At 66.0% G+C, this 20,587-nt stretch carries 18 protein-coding genes; 8 read left to right on the top strand and 10 right to left on the bottom strand.

Annotation, left to right across the window (positions count from 1 at the left end; genetic code table 11):
* Positions 1–6: 6 nt before the first annotated feature.
* Genes AC3WUF_RS02935 through AC3WUF_RS02910 form a run of 6 tightly spaced genes read right to left on the bottom strand, consistent with a single transcriptional unit; the run spans position 7 to position 6,869 of the window.
* On the bottom strand, positions 7–1,614 hold the full coding sequence (locus AC3WUF_RS02935; protein WP_492422251.1) for an acyl-CoA carboxylase subunit beta: 1,608 nt from the start codon (positions 1,612–1,614) through the stop codon (positions 7–9).
* On the bottom strand, positions 1,611–2,117 hold the full coding sequence (locus tag AC3WUF_RS02930) for an acyl-CoA carboxylase biotin carboxyl carrier protein subunit (RefSeq protein ID WP_492422249.1): 507 nt from the start codon (positions 2,115–2,117) through the stop codon (positions 1,611–1,613). The genes AC3WUF_RS02935 and AC3WUF_RS02930 overlap by 4 nt, the downstream gene beginning before the upstream one ends.
* Complete coding sequence (locus AC3WUF_RS02925) at positions 2,117–3,643, bottom strand: acetyl-CoA carboxylase biotin carboxylase subunit (RefSeq protein WP_492422247.1); 1,527 nt, start codon at positions 3,641–3,643, stop codon at positions 2,117–2,119. The genes AC3WUF_RS02930 and AC3WUF_RS02925 overlap by 1 nt, the downstream gene beginning before the upstream one ends.
* Entirely contained in the window at positions 3,640–4,293 is a 654-nt protein-coding gene (locus AC3WUF_RS02920; protein WP_492422245.1) for a TetR/AcrR family transcriptional regulator, read from the bottom strand. The genes AC3WUF_RS02925 and AC3WUF_RS02920 overlap by 4 nt, the downstream gene beginning before the upstream one ends.
* A gap of 2 nt (positions 4,294–4,295) precedes the next feature.
* Positions 4,296–6,086 (bottom strand): acyclic terpene utilization AtuA family protein, encoded by a 1,791-nt coding sequence (locus tag AC3WUF_RS02915; RefSeq protein WP_492422243.1) that lies wholly within the window; start codon positions 6,084–6,086, stop codon positions 4,296–4,298.
* 3 nt (positions 6,087–6,089) lie between these two features.
* The gene (locus AC3WUF_RS02910) at positions 6,090–6,869 is read right to left on the bottom strand and encodes an enoyl-CoA hydratase-related protein (RefSeq protein ID WP_492422241.1); all 780 of its coding nucleotides are present in this window, start codon (positions 6,867–6,869) and stop codon (positions 6,090–6,092) included.
* A 178-nt stretch (positions 6,870–7,047) separates the two neighbouring features.
* Between AC3WUF_RS02910 and AC3WUF_RS02905 the strand changes: the two genes are divergently transcribed.
* The 5 genes from AC3WUF_RS02905 (at position 7,048) to AC3WUF_RS02885 (ending at position 11,142) form a co-directional block, all read left to right on the top strand.
* Positions 7,048–7,734 carry an ion channel gene (locus AC3WUF_RS02905; RefSeq protein WP_492422239.1) on the top strand — a complete coding sequence of 229 codons (687 nt, stop codon included), beginning with the start codon at positions 7,048–7,050 and terminating at the stop codon, positions 7,732–7,734.
* Positions 7,734–8,297 carry a nuclear transport factor 2 family protein gene (locus tag AC3WUF_RS02900; protein WP_492422237.1) on the top strand — a complete coding sequence of 188 codons (564 nt, stop codon included), beginning with the start codon at positions 7,734–7,736 and terminating at the stop codon, positions 8,295–8,297. The genes AC3WUF_RS02905 and AC3WUF_RS02900 overlap by 1 nt, the downstream gene beginning before the upstream one ends.
* An 8-nt stretch (positions 8,298–8,305) precedes the next feature.
* Positions 8,306–9,307, top strand: coding sequence for an enoyl-CoA hydratase/isomerase family protein (locus AC3WUF_RS02895; protein WP_492422235.1), 1,002 nt, complete (start codon positions 8,306–8,308; stop codon positions 9,305–9,307).
* A gap of 90 nt (positions 9,308–9,397) precedes the next feature.
* On the top strand, positions 9,398–10,564 hold the full coding sequence (locus AC3WUF_RS02890) for a GGDEF domain-containing protein (RefSeq protein ID WP_492422233.1): 1,167 nt from the start codon (positions 9,398–9,400) through the stop codon (positions 10,562–10,564).
* Complete coding sequence (locus AC3WUF_RS02885) at positions 10,561–11,142, top strand: acyl carrier protein phosphodiesterase (RefSeq protein WP_492422231.1); 582 nt, start codon at positions 10,561–10,563, stop codon at positions 11,140–11,142. Before AC3WUF_RS02890 ends, AC3WUF_RS02885 begins: the two co-directional genes overlap by 4 nt.
* A gap of 6 nt (positions 11,143–11,148) precedes the next feature.
* On the opposite strand, the gene AC3WUF_RS02880 is transcribed toward AC3WUF_RS02885, so the two are convergent.
* Positions 11,149–12,114 carry an alpha/beta hydrolase gene (locus tag AC3WUF_RS02880; RefSeq protein WP_492422229.1) on the bottom strand — a complete coding sequence of 322 codons (966 nt, stop codon included), beginning with the start codon at positions 12,112–12,114 and terminating at the stop codon, positions 11,149–11,151.
* Positions 12,115–12,301: 187 nt separating this feature from the next.
* On the opposite strand from AC3WUF_RS02880, the gene rimO reads away from it, so the two are divergent.
* Positions 12,302–13,696 carry a 30S ribosomal protein S12 methylthiotransferase RimO gene (rimO, locus tag AC3WUF_RS02875; RefSeq protein WP_492422227.1) on the top strand — a complete coding sequence of 465 codons (1,395 nt, stop codon included), beginning with the start codon at positions 12,302–12,304 and terminating at the stop codon, positions 13,694–13,696.
* A 69-nt stretch (positions 13,697–13,765) separates the two neighbouring features.
* On the opposite strand, the gene AC3WUF_RS02870 is transcribed toward rimO, so the two are convergent.
* On the bottom strand, positions 13,766–14,464 hold the full coding sequence (locus AC3WUF_RS02870; protein WP_492422225.1) for a TetR family transcriptional regulator: 699 nt from the start codon (positions 14,462–14,464) through the stop codon (positions 13,766–13,768).
* Between the two features lie 134 nt (positions 14,465–14,598).
* Between AC3WUF_RS02870 and AC3WUF_RS02865 the strand changes: the two genes are divergently transcribed.
* Both AC3WUF_RS02865 and AC3WUF_RS02860 read left to right on the top strand, forming a co-directional pair.
* Positions 14,599–15,474, top strand: coding sequence for a metal-dependent hydrolase (locus tag AC3WUF_RS02865; protein WP_492422223.1), 876 nt, complete (start codon positions 14,599–14,601; stop codon positions 15,472–15,474).
* Between the two features lie 38 nt (positions 15,475–15,512).
* Positions 15,513–17,072, top strand: a complete 1,560-nt coding sequence (locus AC3WUF_RS02860; protein ID WP_492422221.1) for a flavin-containing monooxygenase — start codon at positions 15,513–15,515, stop codon at positions 17,070–17,072.
* A gap of 58 nt (positions 17,073–17,130) precedes the next feature.
* On the opposite strand, the gene AC3WUF_RS02855 is transcribed toward AC3WUF_RS02860, so the two are convergent.
* Together AC3WUF_RS02855 and AC3WUF_RS02850 are read right to left on the bottom strand one after the other, a co-directional pair.
* Positions 17,131–19,203, bottom strand: coding sequence for a TonB-dependent receptor family protein (locus tag AC3WUF_RS02855; RefSeq protein WP_492422219.1), 2,073 nt, complete (start codon positions 19,201–19,203; stop codon positions 17,131–17,133).
* A gap of 43 nt (positions 19,204–19,246) precedes the next feature.
* Entirely contained in the window at positions 19,247–20,572 is a 1,326-nt protein-coding gene (locus tag AC3WUF_RS02850) for a PepSY-associated TM helix domain-containing protein (protein WP_492422217.1), read from the bottom strand.
* Positions 20,573–20,587 lie beyond the last annotated feature (15 nt).

Genomic DNA, 20,587 nt, shown 5'->3' with positions numbered 1-20,587 from the left:
GGTTTGTTACATCCGGAACACGCCATACCGCGGATCGCCGATCGGCGTGTTCAGCGCCGCCGAGATCGAGATGCCGAGCGCGTTGCGGGTGTCGATCGGGTCGAGCATGCCGTCGTCCCAGATCTCGGAGGTTGTGTAGTACGCGCTCTGCTTGCGCTTGAACTCGCCGAGCACCGGGTCGCGGATCGCGTCGATGTCGGCCTGCGTCAGCTTCTTGCCCTGCTTGGCGAGCTGACGGATCTTGACGTCGGCGAGCGTGTTCGCGGCCTGCTCGGCACCCATCACGCTGATCTGCGAATGCGGCCAGGAGAACAGGAAGCGCGAGTCGAAGGCGCGGCCGCTCATGCCGTAGTTGCCGGCGCCGAAGGAGCCGTGGCACATCACGGTGAACTTCGGCACTTCGCAGTTCGACACCGCCATGATCATCTTGGCGCCGTCCTTGGTGATGCCGCGGCGCTCGTATTCGCGGCCGACCATGAAGCCGGTGATGTTCTGCAGGAACAGGATCGGCACGCGGCCCTGGTTGCAGAGCTCGATGAAGTGCGCGCCCTTGAGCGAGCTGTCGTTGAACAGCACGCCGTTGTTGGCAAGGATGCCGATCTTGTAGCCCCACAGGTGCGCGTAGCCGCAGATCAGGGTCTTGCCGTAGTTCGGCTGGTACTCGTGGAAGCGCGAGCCGTCGACCAGGCGCGCGATGACTTCGCGCATGTCGAACTGCGCCTTGATGTCGCGCGGCAGCACGCCGTACAGCTCGCTGCCGTCGTAGTACGGCGCTTCCGGCTGCTGCCATTCGATGTGCGACTTCTGCGGACGCTTGAACTGCGCGACGATGTCGCGCGCGATCGCGATCGCCTCCTCTTCGCTGCCGGCCGGATAGTCGGCAGTGCCGGACACGCTGGTGTGCATGTCGCAGCCGCCGAGCTCGTCGACCGTGACGTCTTCACCGGTCGCCGCTTTCACGAGCGGTGGGCCGGCGAGGAAGATCGCACCGGTGCCGCGAACGATCACGTTGTAGTCCGACAGACCCGGCACGTACGCGCCGCCCGCCGTGCAGTGGCCGAGCACGACCGACACCTGCTGCACACCCATCTTCGACAGCATGCACTGGTTACGGAAGATGCGGCCGGCCATGTACTTGTCGGCGAACAGATCGGCCTGCAGCGGCAGGAAGCCGCCAGCCGAATCGCAGAGATGAACCACCGGCAGGCGGTTCTCAATCGCGATGTCGAGCGCGCGCACAGTCTTCTTGACCGTCAGCGGATACCAAGCGCCGCCCTTGACCGACGCATCGCCGGCATTGATGACGACCTCGCGGCCCGAAACGATGCCGATGCCCGTCACGCAGGCCGCACCCGGCACGTCGCCATCATAGGCATCGTTCGCGGCGAGCGACGAGAACTCGAGGAACGGCGTGCCCGGATCGAGCAGCAACTGCAGACGTTCACGCACCAGCAGCTTCTTCTGGTCGCGCAGGCGGTCGATGTCGCGCTGCGGACGCTGGTGGCGAACCTTGTCCTGCTTTTCCTTGAACTCCTCGGCAAGCCGACGGTTGTGCTCGAGGTTCGCCTGGAAATCCGCGGAGGCGGTGTTCAACTTCGATTCGATGCGCTTCACTTCTTGGCCTCCAGCGGTTCCAGACTCAGCAGCAGTGCATCGCGATCGAAGGTCTGGCCCTTGTCGTAGGTCACCGCGGCGATCACGCCGTCGCGCGGCGCGGCGATCGTCGTTTCCATCTTCATGCTTTCCATCACCAGCAGGTTCTGGCCCTTCGTCACCGCGTCGCCGGCCTTGACCGAAACGCTGACGATGCTGCCCGGCATCGGCGCACGGATGTTGTCCTCCGCGCTGCCGCCGCCCGCCGCGGCCAGGCGATCGAGCGGATGCTGGTAGCGCAATTGATACGCCTCGCCGTCGAGATGCACGAAGACATCGTCGCCGCGCGTCGCGATGACGACTTCGACATGGCGCTCGCCGATGGTCAGCCAGGCGCGGCCATCGGCGCCGGTCTTGAGGTCGATGTCGAGCAGCTGGTCGCCGAGGTGCAGGCGATACGCCGTCGCGGAGCGCGACAGTTCGACGTTATGGACGTCGTCACCAAGTTTGAATGCGTGGTGCATTAGTTTCTCCAGCCGCCCATCGCCGCGTGCATGTCAGGCACGGCATCGGCCACGTCACGCATCGGCCGCGTGCTCAGGCCCGCCGCGCCGAGCAGCGCCTGCAGCGTTTCCGCCGGCAATGCCGGCTCGGCCGCGATCTGCGGATTCGCATCGAGGAAGCCGGTGTGCACATCGCCGGCGACAAACGCCGGATGCGCGATCAGCCGGCGCAGGAACGCGGTGTTGGTCTTGCAGCCGAGCAGCACGGTGTCGCGCAGGGCCTTGTCGGCTTTCGCGATCGCGTCGTTGCGGTCGCTGCCGCGGATGATCAGCTTGGCGATCATCGGATCGAACGCCGAGGTCACCTCGCCACCCTGCAGCACGCCGCTGTCCCAGCGCACGCCTTCGCCCTGCGGCGGATGCAGCACGAGGATCGGGCCGGTCGTCGGCGTATAGCCGCGCGCGGCATCTTCGGCGTAGATGCGGAACTCGATCGAGTGTCCAGACGATTTCACATCGGCCTGCGCGTAGCCGAGCTTCTCGCCAGCGGCGACGCGCAGCTGCTGCAGCACCAGATCGATGCCGGTGATTTCTTCGGTCACCGGATGCTCGACCTGCAGGCGCGTGTTCATTTCGAGGAAGTAGAACTCACCGCCCTGGCCGAAGATGAACTCCACGGTGCCGGCGTTGCGGTAGTTCAGTGCGCGGGCAATGCCGGCTGCGGTTTCGCAGATCTTCTCGCGCAGCGCGGCGTCGAGCGCCGGCGACGGCGTCTCTTCGACGATCTTCTGGAAACGGCGCTGCACCGAGCACTCGCGCTCGAACACATGCACGACATTGCCCTGGCCATCGCCGAGAACCTGCACCTCGATGTGGCGCGGGTTCTCGATGTAGCGCTCGCAGTACAGACGGCCGTCGCCGAAGTACCGCTGGCCTTCACTGCGGCCGCGCTCGATTTCCTGTTCGAGGATCGCGAGGTCGCGGACGATGCGCATGCCCTTGCCGCCGCCACCGGCGGACGGCTTGATCAGCAGCGGCGCGCCGACCTTGCGCGAGCGTTCGACGAAGGTTTTCGGATCGTCATCCTCGATCGCGCTCGGCGCGACCGGGAAACCGGCTTTCTCGACGTAGTTGCGCGCACGCACCTTGTCGCCCATCAGGTCGATCTGCTCCGGCGTCGGGCCGATGAAGCGGATGCCCGCCGCCTCGACCGCTGCGCAGAACCCCTTGTTCTCGGACAGGAAGCCGTAGCCGGGATGGATCGCACCGGCGCCGCTGGCCTTCGCGGCAGCAATGATCTGCGCACCATCGAGATAGGCGGCGACTGGCGTGCTGCCGGTGATCTCGATCGCCTGGTCGGCCATCTTGACCGCGAGCGTGCCGCGATCGGCGGCGTGGTAGACGACGACGCCCTTCAGGCCGAGCTTCTTCACCGTGCGCAGCACGCGCACCGCGATCTCGCCGCGGTTGGCGATCAGCACGGTCTTGAACGGCCAGCTCGCTGTGTCCGGCAGGCGCTGCGTTGGGGATGTTGTTTCCTGGCTCATGCTTGAACCTTGTGGTTTGTGTGCTTTGTAGTGATGGACGGACTCATGCCTTCGCAGAGAACGGCGACGATCTGGTCGGCGATCGCGTCGATGTTGAGATCGCCACGACCGCAGACATAGTTCCAGCTGTGATGTTCGATGCCGCCGTAGACCATCGCGCGCATCAGACCCGATGGAATGTCGCTGCGGAACTCGCCGGCCTTCACGCCCTGCTCGATGACATCGACGAGCAGCTGCGTATAGCGGCGGTTCAAGCCATGCAGCACGGTGCCGCGGTAGTCATGCTCCGACTGCACTTCGCGGAACATCAGGCGGCACAGCAACGGGTACTCACGCACCGTGCGCAGATGGCGCCAGACCAGCAGATGCAGGCGCGCACGATGGCCGGTGACGCCGGCAAGTTCGCGCGAGTAGTCGCCGAACATCTCCTCGTACCAGTGTTCGAGCACCTGCAGCAGCAGCTCGCGCTTGGTTGCGAAGTACTTGTACAGCAGACCTTCGACGCAACCGACGCGCGCGGCAATCTCCGCCATCGCGACCGCTTCGTAACCTTTCTCGCAGAACAGGTCACGCGCGGCGATACGGATCGCGTCGATGCGATCCTCGCGCGCGAGGCGCGGCGCGTGCGTCCGCTGCGGCTTGCGCGCCACGCTCAGACCAGCCCCGCCGGTACGCGGAGCGGGAAGTCCATCAGCACCTGCGCCAGCATCTTGCCCTGCGGGTCGTAGCGCAGCGAGGCCACACCGCCGCCGCCGAGCGCGCTGTGCATCAAGAAGTTGAAGCCGCTGAGGCCGGGAATCTCGAAACGTTCGACCTTGCCTTCGACGAAGTGCGCGAAGTATTGCTTCACCGCATCGGCGGTGAGCTGCTCGCGCAGGATCTGGACATATTCCGGCTTGCGGGCGAGAACGCCGATGTTCGCCGAGTTGCCCTTGTCGCCGGAGCGGCCATAGGCGAGCTTGATGAGCGGGACTGTTGTGCTTCCCTCTCCCGCTTGCGGGAGAGGGATCGAGGGAGAGGGCGGCGGCGCCGTTCCGCCGATGGCATCGACGGCCCTCTCCCCTGGCCCCTCTCCCGCAAGCGGGAGAGGGGAACTGAATGCGGCGCCATCGACCTCGATCCGCACGTTCGACTTCGGCACCAGGCACGAAAACAGCCGCACCAGCGGTGCCGGTGTCGGCCGGCCACCGGCGAAGCCGGTGATGCTCTGCACCATCGCCGTCGCCGGCGGAATGAACTCGCGGCCGAAGATTTCCAACGCGGCCTTGTCGGCGTGCTGCACCGAAATCTTCAGCACGACTTCGCGCGTATCTCGGCGGCGCGCGTTCGCGCCCCAGTTCGCCTCGCTGCCGAGCACTTCGACATCGGTGCGCTGGTAGTCGGCAAGACCGCGCTCGGCAAACATCCGCCGCGTGCGCTTGAGGATTGCCGCCGCCACCGCTTCGGCCTTGCGCACCGCGTCGACGCCGCCAATCATCATTGTCGACGAGCAGCGGAAGCCGTCCTGGTAGGTCGCGGAAACCTTGTAGCTGTCGCTCGGTGCACGACCGCGCGCACCAGTGACTTCAACCTGATGCGCACTCAGCTGCTTGAGCTGCAACTGGCTCCAGTCGCAGCTGACATCCGGCAGCAGATAGGCCGTCGGATCGCCGATTTCGTAGACGATCTGCTCGGCGACGGTTTCGACCGTCACGCGGCCGCCGGTGTTCGCCGGCTTGGTCGTGATGAAGCTGCCATCCGGCTTGCAGATCGCAATCGGGAAACCCATGCGATCCCAATCCTCGACAACCGCTTCCCAATCGGTCGACACGCCGCCAGTCGCCTGCGCACCGCATTCGATGACATGGCCGGCGAGGCTGCCGGCCGACAGCTTGTCGTACTCCTGCGCCTGCCAGCCGAATTCGTGGATCAGCGGACCGAGCACGATCGCGCTGTCGACGCAGCGGCCGGTCAGCACGATGTCGGCGCCGCCCGCGAGGGCCTGCGCGATCGGGAACGCACCGAGATAGGCGTTCATGCTCCACAGCTTGGCCGGCATCGCGTCGCCGCTGAACATCTCCTTCACGTCGGCGAAGTCGGCTGCACGCGGCAGCAGATCATCGCCGGTGACGATGGAGATCTTCAGCTCGACGCCGAGCGCCTTGAGCTTCTCTTCGATCGCCGCCTTGCAGGCCTGCGGATTGACGCCGCCGGCATTGGTGACGAGCTTGATGTTCTGCTGCTTGATCTTCGCGGCGAGGCTGGCGACCACGCCGGGAAAGTCCGTTGCGTAACCAGCATTCGGATCCTTCGCGCGCGCCTTGGCGAGCAGCGACATCGTGATCTCGGCCAGATAGTCGAGCACGAGGTAGTCGATCTCGCCGGAATTCACGAGCTGCTTGGGGCCTTCGGCGGAATCGCCCCAGAAACCGGCGCCGCAGCCGATGCGAACCTGGTCGCGCATGGATCAGTTGCCCGTCCAGTTCGGCGTGCGCTTTTCCTGGAACGCCGCCATGCCTTCCTTGGCGTCCTCGGTGCTCGACATCACCGGCACCATGGCCTGCGCAAACTCGAGCGCCTCGCGCAGCGACATGTCGCGCGTCGCGTTGAAGGCCTGCTTGCCGAGGCGGATCGCGGTCGGCGACTTGTCGACGGTGCGCGCCAGCAGCCAGTCGAGCTTGGTGTCGAGTTCGGCGCGCGGCACGACGTAGTTGAGCACGCCCCACTCCAATGCTTCGGCGGCGCTGAATTGCTCGCCGGTGATGCACATCTCCTGCAGCTTGCGCGGCGGCAGCACGCGGATCATGTACGGCAGGATCATCATCGGCGTCAGGCCGATCTTCGATTCGGTCGTGCCGATGCGGATGTCGTCGGCGGCGATCGCCATGTCGCAGGCGCACAGCAGGCCGAAGCCGCCCGCCATCGTGTGGCCGTTGACGCGCGCGATGACCGGCAGCGGGCATTCCTGCAGCAGCTTGAACAGATCGACGATGTAGTGCTTCGGCCGCGCGAAGTCGACCGCGAACGCAAAACCCTTGACGCCCTTGGCCAGATCCGCACCGGCGCAGAAGGCCTTGTCGCCGGCGCCGGTGATGACGACCGCACGCGCACCGCCATCGATCGCCTCGCGAACGCCGCGGGCGATGGTCTTGACGACCTCTTCATTGAGCGCGTTGCGGCGCTCCTCGCGATTGATGATGATCCATTGCGCGAGGCCACGGCGCTCGATCAGGACGGGTTCGCTCATCGAAGAAGCTCCTGCGGAAATGCAAAAAAGAGGGTGCCCGCAACGGACTGCGGGACAATGAACCGAGCCTAGCCCGATCGTGGTGAGTATGACTCACCCATTTAGGTGAGGTCACTCCGGCGATGCTTTCGGCGTGCTAGTTTCGCGGCTCCCCGCCCACCGCCGCAGGAAGCGACGCATGCAGCTGCATTGGAGTCTGGTCGTACGCCGACACCCGTCGGCCTTCCTGCTCGGCACGCAGTTGCTGAGCCTGGTGCTGTTCCCGCTGTTCGATGGCCGGCCCAATGGCCGCACGATCTTCGGCGCCTTCGGCATCGCGGTGCTGATGCTGTCGGTGGCGGCGATCCGCCGCAGCCCCTTGCCGAATTGGCCCGCCTGGCTGCTCGCGGGTCCGGCGCTGATCTGTGCCCTGCTCGCCGGCACGCTGGACAACTCGACGCTGCTGCTGGCCGCGTTGCCCTTCGAAGTGCTGCTCTACTTCTATACCGCCACCAGCCTGATCGCCTACATGATGGCCGATCAGCGCGTGACCTCCGACGAGTTGTTCGCCGCCGGCGCCACCTTCACGCTGCTCGCCTGGGGCTTCGCCTACGCGTTCCTGCTATGCCAGGAACTCTACCCGGGCAGCTTCGCCGGCTTCATCGAGCCGGAGCGGCCGCGCCGCTGGATCGAACTGCTGTTCCTCAGTTTCACGACGCTGTCCGCGGTCGGCCTTGGCGACGTGCTGCCGGTCTCGTCGCCGGCGCGCGTGCTGGTGATGCTCGAACAGTTCGCCGGCGTCGGCTATGTTGCCGTCGTCGTCTCGCGCCTGATCGGCCTGACGATCCTGCGCAACCGCAATCCCGATGGAAGCGAGCCCCGCTGATGCAAGACACGCCGATGCAGAACAAGACACGCGACCAGCAGCTCGACGAACTGCTCGACAAGCAGGCGATCTACGAACTCCTGAATGCCTACGCCAATGCGGCGGACCGCCACGACTTCGACAAGATGCGCTCGCTGTATCACGAGGACGCGATCGACGACCACGGCCATTTCTCCAATGGCCCGGCGATGGAGTTCATCGACAAGCTGCCGGCGATCCAGGCCGGTATGGCGATCCTCCATCACAACGTGACGACGGTGAACATCAAGCTCGACGGCGATCGCGGCGAGGGTGAGGTCTACATCCTCGCGTTCCACAAGGTTAAGGACGAGGGCGAAGGCTTCGACGTGCTGATCGGCGGCCGCTACTTCGACAGGTACGAAAAGCGCGCCGGCGTGTGGAAGTTCAGCCATCGCGCGATCGTCGCGGACTGGGCGTATCCCGCCACGCCATCGGCCGTACGGCTTGACCATCCCTTCCTGGCGGGCGCGCACATCGGCGTCCCGGGACCGGCCGATCCTTCGTACAAGTTCTTCTCGCTGCTCAAGCGCGGCGAACGCTAGACCTGCGAATGCTGCCGTACCTGATCGCCAACGCCGAGGAACTCGCCCTGTGGGTGCGGCAACCGGCGACGATGCCGTCGCTGTCCGCGCTGGACGACGCGGTCTGCCTGCTGGTCGATGCCAACGACGCGCCGCCCGACGAACTTCAAAGTCCGGTCAGGCGCCTGCTGCGCAGCCTGCCATGCCCGGTCATCGCGCTCGGCTCGGCGGATACGATGCTCGCGCACGCCTGCGATACCTGCGTGGATAACCTGGCGGCCGCCGCGCCGCTGCTGGCGAACATCGAACGCTGCCCGCGCGCGGCGACGGTCCTGGTGCAGCTGTTGCGCATCAGCGAAGGCATGAACCTTGAGGACGCGCTGGTCGCCGAGTCGCTCGCCTACGCCACGCTGCAGTCCGGCGCCGAGTTCCGCCGCTGGCTGGCGTTGGACGAAGGCGGCCCGGCGCCGCTGATCAGCGACGAGGGCCCGGCCGTGCTGATCGCGCGCGACGGCGCGCGGCTGCAGCTGCAGCTCAACCGCGCTTCCAACCGCAACGGCATGTCGGTGGAGATGCGCGACGCATTGTGCGAAGCATTGCAGCTGATTGTCGGCGACGACACGATCCGCGACGTTCAGCTGTCCGCGCTCGGCAAGTGTTTCTCGACCGGCGGCGATCTCAGCGAGTTCGGCTCCGCGCCGGACACGGCCACCGCTCATCTGGTGCGCAGCGTCGCGCTGCCGGGGCGCCTGCTGGCGCGCTGCGCCGCGCGCGTGACCGTCACGGTTCATGGCGCCTGCATCGGCAGCGGCATCGAGTTTCCGGCCTTTGCCGGCATCGTCGAGGCCCGGCCCAACGCCTGGTTCCAGCTGCCGGAGCTCAAGTACGGGCTGATCCCCGGCGCCGGCGGCTGCATCAGCATTGCGCGCCGGATCGGGCGGCAGCGGACCGCCTGGATGGCCCTTTCCGGGGAAGTCGTCAAGGCCAGAACCGCCCTGACCTGGGGCCTGGTCGACCGCGTGCTAAGCTGATGTTTCTGCGGCTGGGACCCAAAAAATTACGACCTAGATCCCGACGCAGCTGACCAGTTTGGCGTTGGCGGAAGGGCCGGGACAGAGTTCGTGGATAGCTTCGACATAGGCGCTGCCGCGACAAGCGCGCAGCCGGATCAGCGCCTCAGCAAAACGCTGGAAGCGCGTTTTCGCGCTCACCATCGGCGCCGCTATCGCGCGCCGCGCGCCTGGCTGTATCTGATCTTTGCACTCGCCTTTGGCTTCTCGCCGATCAGCAATGGTCTGCTGTTCACGATCTCGCCGGAGGTCTTCCCGATCGTCCGGCTGATCTCGTCGTATCTCGTCGCGCCGCTCAACCTGATCGCTTTCGCCACACTGCTGTTCAACGCACCCCGCGCCATCTCGGGCGTGGTGCAGACCGCGGCAGCCGTCGCCGCCGTCAGCTGCGCGCTGTGGATGCGCGATCTCGATCGCGCCGGATCGATGGATTATCCGATCCATCTGCTCGGCATCATCATCGTCGCCCTCGCGGTATTCGGCGGCTACAGCTGGCAGCGCGTGCTGTTCGGCACCGCGCTCTTCTCGGGCGCCGACATCTGGAACGCGCTGCGCAGTGGACCGCACGATCCGGCCGAGATCGTCGATCTCTACGGCCTGGTGCTGATGGCGGTGATCGCGGTGACGGCGGCCTATACGCTGGAGCGTCTGGCGCGGCTGGCCTGGCTGTACAGCCGGCGCGCCTCGCACCTGGCGCGCACCGATTCGCTGACGAGCCTCGCGCGCCGTCAGGAATTCAATCGCATCTTCCCGCGCATGCTGGCCGACGCCGAGCGCGAGCAGAAGACGGTCGCGGTCGTGCTGCTCGATGTGGATCATTTCAAGAGCATCAACGACGGCTACGGCCATCTGGTCGGCGACGAAGTGCTGCGCACGCTCGGCACGACCTTGCGCAGCGAACCGAAGCGGCACCCCTCGGATCTGGTCGTCCGCTTCGGCGGAGAGGAGGTGCTGTTCGCCTGGTACGACATCGACGAGCGCACGGCGAAGCAACGCGCCGAACAGGTGCTCGAACACATCCGCCAGATGGACATCTCGCTGTCGGAACAGGCCGTGCCCCTGAAGGTCACCGCCAGCGCCGGACTCACCTGGCTGATTCCGACCGCGCAGACCACGCCCGCCATCATCGTCAACGCAGCCGACGAACTGCTTTACGCCGCAAAGGACAAGGGCCGCGACAATGTCATGGCCAAACCCTTTGAGTTCCCCGTGGCGTGAACTTTCTCGCGCATCTGCTGATTGCGCGGCGCACGCAGACTTCGGAAGCGGGCGCCATTCTGGGAGACGTCGTTCGCGGTGCCGATCTGTCGGCCTACCCGGCCGAGATCGAGCGCGGCATCCGCATTCATCGGCGCATCGACGCGCTGACCGATCGCCACCCGCTGCTGCAGGCGCATCGGCAGGGCTTTTCCGCCGCCTCGCGAAGATACTCCGGCATCGTCCTCGATCTCGCCGGCGACTATGCGCTCGCGCAGGACTGGGCGCGCTACAGCGAGGAAAGCCTGCCGGCGTTCTGCACGCGCAGCGCAGTGGCAGTGGCGGCCAGCGCGACCTGGTTCGAGCAGGCCGGCGGCAGGCCGCCGCAGGCGGCGAGCTTCGCCGAGTTGCTGCGCTCCTACGGCACCGTCGACGGCATCGAGCGGGCGCTGCGCCGCACATCGACGCGTCTGACCGAGCCGGCGGCATTGCTGGCGGCCGCGGACGGCTGGCCGGCACATGCACGGCAACTGCGCGATGAGATGGCGCAGATTCTCGACGATGTGATCGCCGGCCTGGGCGACCTGTTGGCGCGCTGAAGCGTCTTAGGGCGCGATCGCGTCCATCAACTTCGGCAGGGCCCAGGCGAAGGCGTCTCGGTAGTACGGCCAGTCATGGAAGCCGGGCCCGTAGAAATTCGTCTCGTGCTCGACGCCCGCCTGCGCCAGCGCTGCGGCAAACGACAGGTTCATCACGTACAGCAGCGGCTCGATCGCGTACAGCTCAGGCGAGCCGAGCTCGTCGTGCGGGCCGCCCGGCAGGCCGTTGCCGGAGCTCAGGTAGATTTTCATGCCCGCGAGGCCGTCGATGTGCGTACCCGGATCGTGGGCCTGCCACATCGGGAAGTTGGTGACCGGATCGCCCCATACCGGGCCCTGGGGCAGACCCAGCAGCGATGCGACCGCCGCGCTGCCGCGGTCGAGCACGAGGAAATCGACCGCGCCGGAGAAACCGGCCGCCGCCTGGAACAGCCCCGGCCGCAGTGCCGAGTAGTACATCGCGCCGTGGCCGCCCATCGACGGGCCGGCAACGGCACGGTGGCCTTCGCCCAGCACGCGCAGGCGCTGTTCGACATACGGCATCATCACATCGAGATGGTAGGTCTCCCACTGGTATTCGCCGCTGTCCCAGTTCGTGTACCAGCCGGGGTTGCCGCCACCGCCGTCCGGCATCACCGCGATGACGTCGAGCCCTTCGGTCTGCAGCTGGGCATCGCCGCGGCGGGTCCAGGACGTGTAGTCACCGGGTGCGTCGTGCAGCAGGTACAGCAGGGGATAGCGCTTGCCGGAGGTGGCGTAGTCGGCCGGCACCAGCACGCGCACGCGCGTATCGGTGACGTTGACGCCCTCAGGCAGCGGAATGTCGAGCTCGAAACAGCGCGGCGCCGTGCAGGCCGCATCGTCGGCGAGGAAGCGCGCACCGGCCGGCAGGCCCGCCGCGGCAGCCGCGCCATCGGCATCGCCGTCGCTGCTGCCGCAGGCCGACAGCAGCAGGACCGCAGCTGTCGCCATGACCGCTCCGATGCGGGCCTTCATGCCCGCTTGCACAGCATCCATCGTTCGCCCCCGAAGATTTCTTGTGGATGTCTCTTCTCGCTGCGCGCGAGCTTATGACGGCACTGTGAAAAGGACCAAGGTAAATCCAGCCCAGCCAAGCGGGCTGGCGATACAATAAGCACCCGCGACACCCTGACCCCGCATGCCCGCCTCCCGTACCCCCGCCAGCCGCACACGCCGTGCGAAGCCAGCCGCCTCGCCGAAGGTCGGCTTTGTTTCGCTGGGCTGCCCCAAGGCCCTGGTCGATTCCGAACGCATCCTGACCCAGCTGCGCGCCGAGGGTTACGCGACCTCTCCCAGCTATGACGCGGCCGATGTCGTCGTCGTCAACACCTGCGGCTTCATCGATGCCGCCGTCGAGGAATCGCTGGAGGCGATCGGCGAGGCGATGGCGGAGAACGGCAAGGTCATCGTCACCGGCTGCATGGGCACCGGCCCGAAGAGCCAGCTGGTCCGCGAACGCTTCCCCGATCTGCTGTCGATCAGCGGACCGCAGGACTACAGCAGCGTCATGCAAGCGGTGCACAAGGCGGTACCGCCGGCGCACGATCCGTTCCTCGACCTGCTGCCGTCGCCGAAGAACGATGCGGTCGGCATCAAGCTGACGCCCAAGCATTACGCCTACGTCAAGATTTCCGAAGGCTGCAATCACAAGTGCAGCTTCTGCATCATTCCGTCGATGCGCGGCAAGCTCGCGTCGCGCCCGGTCGGCGAGGTGCTGTTGGAAGCCGAGAAGCTCGCGCGCTCCGGCGTGCAGGAACTGCTGATCATCTCGCAGGACACCTCGGCCTACGGCGCCGACCTGAAGTACGCGGCTAGCCGCTGGCGCGACCGCGACTACCAGACGCGCCTGCTCGATCTCTGCGAGGGCCTGGGCGAACTCGGCGTCTGGTCGCGCCTGCACTACGTCTACCCATATCCGCACGTCGACCAGATCATCCCGCTGATGGCGGCGGGCAAGATCCTGCCGTACCTCGACGTGCCGTTCCAGCACGCGTCGACCAGCGTGCTCAAGGCGATGAAGCGCCCGGCCGCCGCCGAGAACACGCTCAAGCGCCTCGCGGCTTGGCGCGCGATCTGCCCGGACCTGACCGTGCGCTCGACCTTCATCGTCGGCTTCCCCGGCGAGACCGAAGACGACTTCGAGCTGATGCTCGACTGGCTCGACGAAGCGCAGCTCGATCGCGTCGGCTGCTTCCGCTACTCGCCGGTCGAAGGCGCGACCGCCAACGCCCTGCCCGGCGCGGTGCCGGATGAAGTGAAGGAAGAGCGCTACGAGCGCTTCATGGAAAAGCAGGCCGGCATCAGTGCGGCGAAGCTGCAGCAAAAGATCGGCAAGACCATCGAAGTGCTGCTCGACGAAGTCCACGACGACGCCGCCTGCGTCGGCCGCTCATGGGCCGATGCGCCGGAGATCGACGGCAAGGTCTACATCAAGGATCTGGTCAAGCCCAAGGTCGGCCAGCGCATGAAGGTCACGGTCGTCGATGCCGACGATTACGATCTGTTCGCGGTACCGGTCGATACGAAGCGCTGAGCAACGTAGCCCGGGTGAAACCCGGGGTCTGCGCCTCGTAAACATTGCGAATCCCGGGTTTCACCCGGGCTACATCTTTGCCTTGTCCAGCTGTATCTCCATCGCCCCGCGCAGCATCATCAGGATGAAGCGCTCGGCGCGGCCGCGGATCGCCGCGCGCTGCGCCGGCTGTTCGAGATAGTCGAGCGAGAAGTACGCCATCTCGCGGACGATGACCGAGGCGATCTCGTACATCGTCTCTTCGTTGACGACCTTCGGCGGTGTCAGCTGCAGCATGTCCTCGGCCATGTCGGCGGCGAGCGTGTCGAAGATCTTGCGGATCGCCGCGCGCAGCACCGGCGACGGCCCGTGCAGTTCGCGGATGCCGACGACGTAGGCCTGCTCATGCTGGGTCACGAACTCCAGCACCAGCGCGACCGAGGCGCTGACGATCGTCGCGGCGCGTTCGCTCAATTCGCGTGGGTCTTCCAGCGCCGCGAGCTGGGCGACGTCGCCGAACGGCTGCCGGCGCCGCTCGCGCAGGCCGCGCCGCAGGTGGCCGCTCAGCTCCTCGATGACCGCCAGGCCGAGGTCGTCGAAATCACGGAAATGCCGATAGAAGGTGTTCGGGTTCAGGCCCGCCTGGCGCGCGACTTCGCGCAGGCCGAGCGACGCCAGGCTGCGCGTCGTCGCGGCCAGCTGCATCGCCGCGTTCATCAGTTTCTGGCGGCCGGTCTGCGCGGGTTCAGCGGCTGCGGGACCCGGCTCCCCGCCCATAATCTTTGTCATTTCAGATATCTATACCGCTAAGCCTTGTAACAATGACATCGGTTGTTGACATCGTTGTAGACAGTCGTCTACTTTGGACGTAGACAAGTGTAGACAAGCACCCCGGTGCTTGTCGCCTCAACGAGGAGTGATTCATGACCCAGGTCATCAGCGAACCGCGCAGCGCCACCCAGGCCGCATCCCGCCCGAACATGATGCCGACGCGCCGCGACGTGCACTTCAGCCTGCCGGCGGAGCGCATTTCGGACTGGAACAAGGGCAGCGTGCATCTGTCGCAATTCATGAACACGCTGTCGATCCTGTTCCCGGTCGGCGAGCGTTTCTTCATCGATGCCGTGCGCGCCTACCGCGACCGCGTCACCGATCCCGAGCTCAAGCAGGCGGTGACCGCCTTCATCGGCCAGGAAGCGATGCACGGCCGCGAGCATGAGGAATACAACGAGGCGCTGTTTGCCAAGGTGCCTGAAGCCGCGGCGGTCGAGCGCTTCGTTGCGCGCTTCCTGGGCCTGCTGAAGAAGCTGCCGCCGCGCATGCGCCTCAATGCGACGATCGCGCTGGAGCATTTCACCGCGATCCTCGCCGACCGCCTGCTGATCGAGGAAGACATCCTCAAGGACTGCGAGCCGCGCTTTGCCGCGCTGTGGCGCTGGCATGCACTGGAAGAAACCGAGCACAAGGCGGTGGCCTTCGATGTGTGGCGGACGATTGCCGGCAACGGCCCGGTCGCCAACATCGAGCGCGGCATCGGCCTGCTGATCGCGAGCCTGTTGCTGTGGGCGATCGTGCTGCCGTCGTACCTGCTGATCCTGCGCCGCGAAGGCAAGCTGACCGACTTCAAGGGCTGGCGTCTGTTCTTCAGCTATACCTTCACCAAGGTGCCGTTCTTCCCGCGTCTGCTGAAGCCCTGGCTGGACTACTTCCGCCCGAGCTTCCACCCCTGGGATCACGACAACCGCCACTTCCTCGTGCAGATCGATCCGTTGCTGGACAAGCTGGCCAAGGCGGCCTGATCCGGCCGCGCACACCCAATCACCGGAGCACGATCCGCATGGGCATCTACGAGAGCGCCGCGGCGGCGACGCGCGACGCGCATCGCATCATCATCGTCGGTAGCGGCTTTTCCGGCCTGGGCATGGCGATCCAGCTCAAGCAGGCCGGCATCGACGATTTTCTGGTGCTGGAAAAGGAAGGCGGCGTCGGCGGTACCTGGCGCGTCAACAACTATCCAGGCTGCGCCTGCGATGTGCAGTCGCACCTGTACTCGTTTTCCTTTGAGCCGAATCCGCAATGGTCGCGCATGTTCGCGCCGCAGCCGGAGATCAAGGCGTATCTGGAACGCTGCGCGGAGAAGTACGGCGTCACGCCGCACCTGCGCCTGAACAGCGAAGTCCGCAGCGCGCGCTGGAACGACGAAACCGGCCTGTGGCTGATCACCGATGCGCAGGGTATCGAGTACCGCGCGCAGGTCGTGATCTCCGGCATGGGCGGTCTGTCGACCGCGGCCTATCCCGAACTCAAGGGCATCGAACACTTCAAGGGCAAGACCTTCCATTCGCAGCAGTGGGATCACAGCTACGACCTGAGCGGCAAGCGCGTGGCGGTGATCGGCACCGGCGCTTCGGCGATCCAGTTCGTGCCAAAGATCCAGCCCGAGCTTGCACGCCTCGATCTGTACCAGCGCACGCCGCCCTGGATCATGCCCAAGCCGGACCGCGCGATCAGCGCGCTTGAGCAGACGCTGTTCGCGCGCCTGCCGGCGGCGCAGGCCGCAATCCGCGGTGCGATCTACGGCGCGCTGGAAAGCCGCGCGGTCGCGTTCACCGTCGAGCCGCGACTGATGAAGCTCGCGCAGAAGGTGGCCGAGTGGCACATCCGCCGCCAGATCAAGAGCCGTCCGCTGCGCAAGCTCGTCACGCCGGATTACACGATGGGCTGCAAGCGCGTGCTGATCTCCGACGACTACTATCCGGCGCTGACGCAGGGCAATGTCGACGTCATCGGCGACGGCATTGCCGAAGTGCGCGCCAACAGCATCGTCGACAGCCACGGCGTCGAGCGCGAAGTCGACGCGATCATCTTCGGCACCGGCTTCAAGGCCACCGACCCGGTGGCGCGCGGCGTCGTGTTCGGCCGCGACGGCCAGGACCTGTTCGACGCCTGGCCGCAGGGACCGGAAGCCTACAAGGGCGCCGCCGTCAGCGGTTTCCCAAACCTGTTCTTCCTGATGGGGCCGAACACCGGCCTCGGCCACAACTCGATGGTCTACATGATCGAGTCGCAGATCGCCTACGTCATCGACGCGATCCGCACGATGCAGAAGCGCCGCTTGCGCTCGGTCGAAGTGCGCGCCGATGCGCAGCAGCGTTTCAACACGTCATTGCACAAGCGCATGCTGCGTTCGATCTGGAGCGTCGGCGGCTGCATGAGCTGGTACGTGCACCCGCAGAGCGGCCGCAACGTCACGCTGTGGCCGGGTTTCACCTGGCAGTTCCGCTGGCTGACGCGGCGCTTCGATGCGCAGGCTTATCAGTTGCGCGGCGAACGCAGCACGGTGTCGGCGTCACGCGGATACAGCGAAGACGACAGGCTGCCGCTGCATTCGAACTGAGCGAGCCGACAAACGCGCCGATGCCTGAGCAGGCACCGGCGCGGTCAGACCCCACCGATCAGAAGCGCAGGCGCACGCCGGCGTAGACCGAGCGCGGCTCGCCCGGGCTCAGGATCGCGGCATCGGCCGCCGCAAGATCCTTCACGCTGAACAGCGCGATGTAATCCTTGTCCGTCAGGTTGCGGGCGTCGACATAGATTTCCCAGCGCTCGCGCGCGATGCCTGCACGCAGACCCAGAAGCGCATAGGAATCGACGGCGTAGCTGTTGCTGAAGTCGGCATAACGATCGTCGATCACATCGAAGGTCGGTCCTGCGAAGTAGCCGCCCGCATTGCGATACAGCACCTCGCCCCTGAGCGCATAACCGGGCGCCGCCGGCAGATCGTTGTCGCCGTAGGTGACGTCGCCATCGAACTTGAAGCGGTTCACGGTCAGGCTGAGCAGCGGCTCGATGCGGTGCGTGCCGCCGGCATCGAGCGCGAAGCTCGCGCCGACGAGCGTCTCGACGCCGGCGTGAATGCTGTCCTCGATATTGCTGGACAGGCTGGTGCCCGGTGCATCCGGGTCGTCCACCGACAGAATCTCGTCGTGCAGCGTCGCGTAGTAGAGCGCGACATCCCAATACCAACGGCTGGCCGTGCCGAGCGTCTGGGTTCCGCGGCTGCCGATCTCGACGACCGTGCCGTTCATCGCATCGAGCGCCTCGCCGTTGCCGCGCGCGTCGTCTTCGAGTTCGAAGTTGGTGGGCGCCTCGTACAGGCGGCTGACATTAGCGAACAGCTCGATCTCCGGCGTCAGCTGACGAATCAGGCCGACCCGCGGATTGATGCTGTCGTAGTCGCCCTTGGGATTGCGTACCGAGCCATCCTCCACCGAGACATTGCGGACCTCGCGGTTGGCGATCACGCCCTGCGCGCCGTACAGCAAGATCCATCGGTCGGCGAAGTTCCAGCGATCGACGAGGAACAGTTCGAGACTGTCGGCGTCGTTGTCGACCCGCGTGGAAATCTCCCTGTCGCCGCCGGGCTCGTAGCTGTAGTTGCCGCCATCATTGCTGGTCTCGGCGTAGTTGATGCCGGCGAGCAGATCGTGCTCGTCCAGCTTCAGCTTGTAGCGCAGCGAGGCGCCGGCGGTCTGCTGCTCGGTGTCGATCAGCAGGCTGAAGAACGGCGAGTAGACGATCGGGTGGTAGAGATCCTGATTCTCGAAGGACAGGCCGACCGACAGGCTGCTGTCCGGACCGAGGTCCCACTCCGTGCGATTGGCGATCCGCCAGGTCTCGACGTTCAAGCGATAGTCGCCGGCCACGGCCGAAGCCTGCGCCTGTTGCGGATCTTCGCGCCACTCTTCGCGGGTCAGCGCGCCCGGCAGCTGCTGGTCGTTGTCGACGTAGGTGAAATAGAGCCGGCTACGCATCGCGTCGCTGATCTGCCAGCCGGCGTTGGCGTAGAGCCCTTCGCGCTGCTGCTCGTGGTGTTCGCGATAACCGTCCCACTGTCGGGCTTCCGCAGTGATCAGGCCGTCGAGATCACCCGCTACCGCACCGGCGCTGACACGGCCCTGCAACTGGCCATGACTGCCGCCGCTGAGCGAGAGATCCAGCGAGTCGATATCGCGCGCCGTCGGCGTGATGAAGTCGATCGCACCGCCGAGCGTGCTGGCACCGTAGGTGAGCGCATTCGCGCCGCGGGCGATGACGGCATAACGCGCGCTGAGCGGATCGATGCCGCGGTTATGGTTGTTGCCGTCGGCGGTGGTCACCGGCAATCCATCCTGAAGCAGCTTGATGCCGTTGCCGTCGTAGTTGGTGGCATCCAGGTTGGAGCCGCGGCTGGAGAAGAACGTCGAGTCGCCGGTCGATCCGCTCGCGGCCCAGACGCCGGGCACGTAACGCAGCATGTCGGCGAGATTGGAGACGTTGCGCTGGGACAGCTCATCGCTGTCGACGATCGTCACGCCGCCAGGCGTCAGGGCCTGTTCGGCCTCCAAGGCCTGGTGGGTATCCGGCGTCGGCGCGTCGGTGGTGACCGTCACGGTCGGCAGTTGCACCGGCGATTCGCTCTGGGCGAATGCGACGGATAGAGGGGTGATGCACAGCGCTGAAATCAGCGCGGCGGAATAGCGTTTCATGGGTTGGGGTCCAGAGAATTTTTAGATTAAGAGAAGCGCAATCTCAGGCCGCGGGGCGGGCGCGCACGAGCGCGATGTCCGCAATCCACAGCACGGCGAGAGAGGCGCCCAGCAAAGGCATCAGGAGGCAAAGGCCGGCACCGACGCCGAGCACCCAGCGCGGCAGGCGCACGGGTGTGCGCGGCGGCGCCGCGAGCCCGCCGCGCGGCCGGCGCAACCACCAGGACAGCAAACCGGTCAGGCTGATCCAGACCAGCGCCAGCGACGTGATCGTGTTGAACCATTGGTTTGCACGGCCGAAGAAGTGGCCTTCGTGAAGATCGACGCCCGTGGAGACGGCGCGCGGAATCGCCGGATAGTCGGCCCAGGTGGTCTTGACGAGCAGTGCACGCGAGTAACGATCGAAGGCGACGGCGGTTTCCTGCGACGATCGCGCCAGCTGGTTGCGCACGATGATCGGCGCATCCGGCGCGCTGCCGAGGCCGATCTCAAGCGGCCCGTTCAGGCCTTCGGCGCGTGACCGTGCGACGGCTTCGTCGAGACTCATCGCCTGCACATCGGCAACGACCTGGCTTTTCACGCGGAAGACCGCACCGAACGGCGAAGCCTGTCCGGTGACATTCTGGATCGGCTGCAGCACCTGGTTGCCCCAGAAGCTGGTCCACGGCAGCGCACTGACGAGGAACACCAGCAGGATGGCGGAGAACAGCACTGCCACCGTGCCGTGCAGATCCCTGATCAGGATGCGTGCACCGAGCCGCGTGCGCGGCACGAGGGCGGCGAGCAAACCACGCTGGCGGGGCCACCACAGGTAGAGTCCGGTGAGAATCATCACCACCGCCCAGCAGGCGCCCAGCTCCAGCAGCCAGGACCCGGCATCGCCGAGCGGCCAGCCGCCGTGGATCTTGCGGCTCCAGCCCGGCATCCACGACCAGGCAGGCAAGTCGCCGAGCACCTGCGCGCGATACGGATCGACGAACACCGGAAACGGCAGCGCATCACCTTCGCCGTGATGGCCGCCGAACATCACCTGCGTCGAACGGCGCGGATCGTCGGGGACGACGATCGTTGTCGGCTGCGCATGCGGGTGCCCGGCCACCGCCGCGGCGAGCTGCGCGTCGAGACTCGCGGTCTTGTCTCCCGGCGCGACGAAGCGCAGTTGCGGATGCGCCCAGTCGGTCCACTCCGCATGCCACAGGTACAAGGTGCCGGTCATGCTCTGCATCAGCACGAAAGGAATCACCAGGAACGCGGCGTAGAAATGCCAGCGCCAGAATCGCCGGTACAGACGAGTGGATGCACCGGCAGGGGCATCGGAATCGAGGATGGGCGGCGCAGATTGCGCTCGCCGGGAAGGGCCAGACAACATCGGGGGTTTCTCCGG

The sequence above is a fragment of the Fontimonas sp. FW305-C-3 genome, from assembly GCF_058783185.1.
The sequence above is the reverse complement of the archived record's forward strand: the minus strand, read 5'-3'. Positions and strand labels throughout refer to the sequence as shown.